Source organism: Candidatus Schekmanbacteria bacterium (assembly GCA_003695725.1).
Taxonomy (GTDB): domain Bacteria; phylum Schekmanbacteria; class GWA2-38-11; order GWA2-38-11; family J061; genus J061.
In genome coordinates this window covers 1-5,349 of the sequence record RFHX01000096.1, presented here as the reverse complement: position 1 = coordinate 5,349, position 5,349 = coordinate 1, and the positions used below count along the sequence as shown (strand labels likewise).

The following is a 5,349-nucleotide window of genomic DNA, read 5'->3' as shown; positions in this document are numbered from 1 at the left end:
ATTTAATCCTTCCTTTCCAAAAGAGATAGAGTGTGTTGACTATTATCAATGAAAGAATAAAATAAAAGAAATTCTCCTTTGCAAGAAAGTGAAATCCCAAAGACCTCGGCAGATAAATAAGGGGAGTGATTGAAAAGAGGAGAATAAATAAAATTTCATTTAGACGATCTGCATTAATCTTCATAAAAAAAACTCAATAATGTCAGTAATAGCATTCCCAATTTTCTGAAATCTCATATAGACTCTATCTCTTATAATTATGTACAACCTCAACTAAGTATTTTGCTTTTTCAAAAGGTGTATCTCTTAAAATCCATCCACCAAGAGCAAAAATATGAGCTGGCGCCTTTGCCGCAGCATCAAGAATTGCTTCTGTTCTTTCTTTGATAAATTTATCTTCTGCAAACAATACATATGGCTCTAAATTGCCCTGTATAGTTTTCTTTCCTTCCAATATTTCAATTGCATCAGATATATCTATTGTCTCATCGATTCCCACAACATCGATTTCCGTATCTTTTATATATTTTAAAAAATTAAAACCTCGTGAATGATAAATAAGAGGAACATTTTTTTTCTTTATTTCTCTTGCAATCCTTTTTATGTAGGGATAACAAAACTCTCTGTAATCTTCGGGCGCAAGAAATCCTGCAACAATATCAAAGAGCATTGCAATTTCTGCTCCTGCTTCAATCTGGGCTTCAAGAAACCTAATTGCCATTTCCGACAATTTTTCAAACAAAGAATGAATAATCTTGGGTTCTCGATACATAATCCTTTTAATATTTCTGAAAGGTGCAGGCCTCCCCCCCTCCACAATAAAAGAGCCCATACCAAAAGGTGCTCCAACCCAACCTATAATGGGCGCCTTCCCTGCCAATTCTCTTTTTGAAATTCTAATTGTATCAAGCCATATCTTCATCCCTTCTTCAGGATCAGGAAATACAAGTTTTTCAACATCCTTCAAAGACCTGACAGGATTGGTAATTGAAGGACCATTTAAACTATATTCAACATTAATGCCCATAGCCTCTGCAGGAGCAAGAAGGTCAGAAAAGAGAATCGCGGCATCGACACCTAATTTTTCCACAGGTTCAACTGTTGAAATAGCAGCCAATTCTGCATTCTTTACTATCCCTGCAAATCCATATTTCTCAGTCAATTTTTTATGTTCAGGTGTTACCAACATCTGCACCTCTATCCATATTGGAGTAACATTTGTTCTTTGTCCTTTTGCCGCTTGAATCATAACATTTTCCATTTCTTATTTCCTTTTATTTAACGTCACCAATCCTTTGCTTATCAACTTTACAATAAATCTTTTTCTTCTTCCATCAAAGATATTTATTGATAACAACAAAATGTTAAATTTGATTGTTGAAATGTTAAATTTTTAAACTGGTAAGGCAACTACCTGATAGGGCAAAAATTTTTTAATTCAGGAAATCCCACGACTTGTCTTCCCCATTTCTTGATATATTTCCTTGAAGGAGAGCTAATTTAAAGTCACGGGCATTATCTAAATCTTCGGGAAAGATGCGAATTTGCTGTTTATGAAAATGCGAAGAAAAGCCAAAAGCAGACCCGACCCCTTTTTACCAACATTCATTCTAATGGAGCTGAATTGCGTCCATCAAAGATATTTACAGCTTATGCATAGCTTTTTTACATTTTCTTACAATTAGAAAAGCTGAACCAATTTTTCAGAAAGTATAAACTGAAATGGAAGGCGAGGTTAGTTTTTTAAAGATAAGATTTCGTCAAGGAATCGAGAAATACAATATCATCATTTTATTCTTGATGTGTTTCTTTGCTATGCTTATGAATATAGCACCTACTATGCTTATTCCTACCTATCTTCAAGAAACAATACATATCAGCCGCCAACATCTTGGAAAGATCAATGCTTCTTTATCTGTTATTGTTGAAATAATGATTATATGCTTCGTTGGCGCAATAGGAATTCTTTCTGATAAAAAGGGGCGTCGTATTCTTCTTGTGGGAGGTTTTTTTACTGCAGGTGTTTTTAGCCTTCTTTTTGGCTCTTCACATATTTTATCTGACTTGACAGGAATTGAAAACCCAATATTTTTTATCTATTTTTTCCGCACTCTTCTTGGATTGTCTCTTCTTTTCGTCTGGCCTCAAGTTCAATCTTTGATTACTGATTATACCTATGTGGATGGTAGAGGCAAAGCTATGGCTGTTATGGGTTTTATGTATACATCAGCTTCTCTTTTCAGTTTCCTTTTCCTTGCCCGGCTTCCTCAATATATTGGGCTTTATAATGTGTTCATAATAATCATGATTTTAGGAATTCTGGCATCCATAACTTCACGAATAGGATTGGTTGACCTTATCAATATCGAGAAACATAAAAAGGTTGATTGGAAAGAAGTTCTCAAGCTTTTGAAAAAAAGCCCCTGCCTCAAAATAACCTTTTCTACTGCATTTGCATCTCGCGCGGATGTGGTAATTCTGGCAATGTTCATTATGATATGGGTCAACAAGGAAGCACGGGCATTTGGGAAAACTCCTTTTCAAGCAATGGCAGAAGGTGGGATAACTATTGCCCTTGCAAGCATTGTTGGGCTTCTGTGCTATCCCTTATGGGGATATTTAGTTGAAAGAATAGGAAGATTGCGCGTATTAGTCATAGGCCTCACCTTTGCAGGGTTGGGATATGTATTGATAGGCTTGATTTCAAATCCTTTTTCCATATGGATGAAAGTTTGTGTCTTTATTTTTGCCCTTGGTGTAAACGGAAGCGGAGTAGGTGCTTCGACTCTTACATCAGACCTTGCGCCAAGAAATATCATTGGGTCTCTTTTGGGCGGATACCATACTGCAGCAGCTATTGGAATAATGTTTTTTCTCCAAGTAGGAGGTTTTCTCTTTGATTACTTAGGTCATTCATCTCCTTTTGTGCTCACAGGCATTGCCGATTTAGCAGTTGTTCTATTCGCACTTTTTACTTGGAAAAAAGCACATAAAGAAGAAAAAGGAATTAGAAATAGTAAATATTCTTCTTAAATCCTCTCAATCCTGTTGTATAATCAAGTGCAAAAAATCGAATCTTAGGAAAGGTAAAAAATTATTTCGAATAAAAATATCGTTCTTCTCGGAATCAAATTTAGAGAGGGCATTACTAAATTCAATGTCATTGTCCTCTATCTAATGTGTTTCTTTGCAATGCTAATGAATATTTCCCCCACTTTGTTTACTCCAACATACCTTCAGGAAATAATCAAGATAAACAAAGAAAACGCAGGCGCAATAAATGCATCTTTATCCGTTATCGTTGAAGTGACAATAATCTGCTTCATAGGCTCAGTAGGGCTTCTTTCGGATAAAAAAGGCAGAAAACCGCTACTCGTTGCAGGCTTCTTTTTGACAGGAATTTTTACCCTCCTATATGGCTCCTCTCATATCATATCAGGTTATATAGGGCTATCAAAACCTATATTCTTAGTATATTTTTTTCGTTTCCTTCTTGGTGCATCTCTCCTTTTTGTGTGGCCACAGGTCCAAAATATGTTAACAGATTACACATATGTCGAAGGACGGGGCAAAGCAATGGCAATTTTAGGGTTTATGTTTACCTTTGCGTCTTTATTTTGCTTCATAGTAATTGCGCAACTGCCAAAAATCATAGGTTTATATAATGTCTTTATTTTAATTGCAGTAATTGGCATCCTTTCCTCAATAGTATCGAGTAAAACACTTGTTGATATGGTCCAAGTAAAAGAGCGTGAAAAAATTCAGTGGAAGCGAGTGTTAAAAATATTCAAAAAGAGCAGTTGTTTGAAAATAACCTACGCAGTTGCTTTTGCCGCAAGATCTGATTCAATCATACTCGCAACATTTGTAATGGTTTGGGTAAACAAAGTAGCAGCGGAGTATGGGAAAACACCTTTTGAAGCAATGGCCCAAGGCGGCATAACTGTTGGAATAGCAAGCATAATTGGTCTTCTTCTTTATCCTCTTTGGGGCTATCTTGCAGATAAAGTTGGCCGCCTTCAGATTTTATTATTTGGCGCATTTTTTTCAGGATTGGGATATGTTTTGATATTTTTTATTGATAATCCCTTCTCCATATGGATGAAAATCTGTGTTATTTTGTTTGGAATTGGATTCAATGGATGCAGTGTTGGTGCAACTACTTTAACTTCTGATGTAGCTCCTCGAGATATGATAGGCTCTGTTTTGGGAGGATATCACACTATTGCAGCTATGGGAATTATCTTCTTTCTACAAATTGGAGGATTTCTCTTTGATAAAATTTCACACTCATCTCCATTTGTGTTAACTGGTACTGCAGATTTGGTTGTTGCCTTCCTAATTTTGATTTTATGGAAAAAAGCCGTCAAAGAACAGGAAATGCTCAAAGAATCTGACCACTGATTTTAAACTTTCTATTTCATAATGGTGTTGAAATAATCCATATAAATATGCATAAGAGATCCAAGTTTAGATTGACTGAAAAATGCTTTTTAACTAAAAAAAGGCATTTAAAACTCAAACGATAAAAATCAAATGCAAATGGATAAAAAGAATATAGTATTAATTTTTCTTATAGTAATATTAGTTTATTTCCTCTTCTTTTACGGACTTTCAAAGAGAGATTTGTGGGATCCTGATGAAGGAAGATATGCTGAAATTGCAAGAGAAATGATAGAAAGGGGTGATTATATAACACCTACTTTAAACTACGAAAACTATAACAAGAAACCGCCTCTCTACTTCTGGCTCTCTGTAATATCTTACAAACTTTTTCCCAATAAGGATTATGCTCCCAGATATGTCTCTGCTCTATTCGGGACAGGTTGTGTATTATTCGTTTTATTTGCAGGGACTAGACTCTTTTGCTTTGAATCAGGAATATTTTCAGCCTTGATTCTACTCACAAGTTTGGAATTCATAGCTCTTTCTCGTGCTATAGTTACAGATATGATTTTAACCTTCTTTATTACTGCAGCGATTTTATCATTTTTTATATTTTCCCTAAAATTATCATCAAAGTACGAAATCTTTAAATATCTACTTTTCATCTTCAGCGGCCTTGCTTTTATGTCAAAGGGACCTTTAGGTATAATTGTCCCATCGCTGGTAATTCTTTCATATATTCTCGCCTTCAGAGATTTCAGCAAAATAAGAGACCTGCTGCGTCCTATAAATATTCTACTTTTTCTATTGGTGGTTTTGCCATGGTATGTAATTTCAACAATAAAAACTCCCGGTTTCCTCTATGATAATCTTATTTATGAAAATGTTATGAGGTATTTCACAAATGTCCATGAGAGAAGTGGAAGTATTTTTTACTATATACCTGTGATTTTAGGAGGATTT

5 protein-coding genes are annotated in these 5,349 nt (G+C 35.1%); 3 read left to right on the top strand and 2 right to left on the bottom strand.

Annotated features, from left to right (window positions below):
• Positions 1-184, bottom strand: a 184-nt coding sequence (locus D6734_03845) for a hypothetical protein (GenBank protein RMF96323.1), incomplete at its 3' end; no start/stop codon positions are given.
• A 60-nt stretch (positions 185-244) separates the two neighbouring features.
• Positions 245-1,261 carry a uroporphyrinogen decarboxylase gene (locus D6734_03840; GenBank protein ID RMF96322.1) on the bottom strand — a complete coding sequence of 339 codons (1,017 nt, stop codon included), beginning with the start codon at positions 1,259-1,261 and terminating at the stop codon, positions 245-247.
• Positions 1,262-1,722: 461 nt separating this feature from the next.
• On the opposite strand from D6734_03840, the gene D6734_03835 reads away from it, so the two are divergent.
• The 3 genes from D6734_03835 to D6734_03825 form a co-directional block, all read left to right on the top strand.
• Positions 1,723-3,033: an MFS transporter gene (locus D6734_03835; protein RMF96321.1), complete on the top strand. Its 1,311-nt coding sequence runs from the start codon at positions 1,723-1,725 to the stop codon at positions 3,031-3,033.
• A gap of 144 nt (positions 3,034-3,177) precedes the next feature.
• Positions 3,178-4,404: an MFS transporter gene (locus D6734_03830; protein RMF96320.1), complete on the top strand. Its 1,227-nt coding sequence runs from the start codon at positions 3,178-3,180 to the stop codon at positions 4,402-4,404.
• A 138-nt stretch (positions 4,405-4,542) separates the two neighbouring features.
• Positions 4,543-5,349 (top strand): glycosyltransferase family 39 protein (locus tag D6734_03825; protein RMF96319.1); only part of this gene is annotated, 807 nt, incomplete at its 3' end.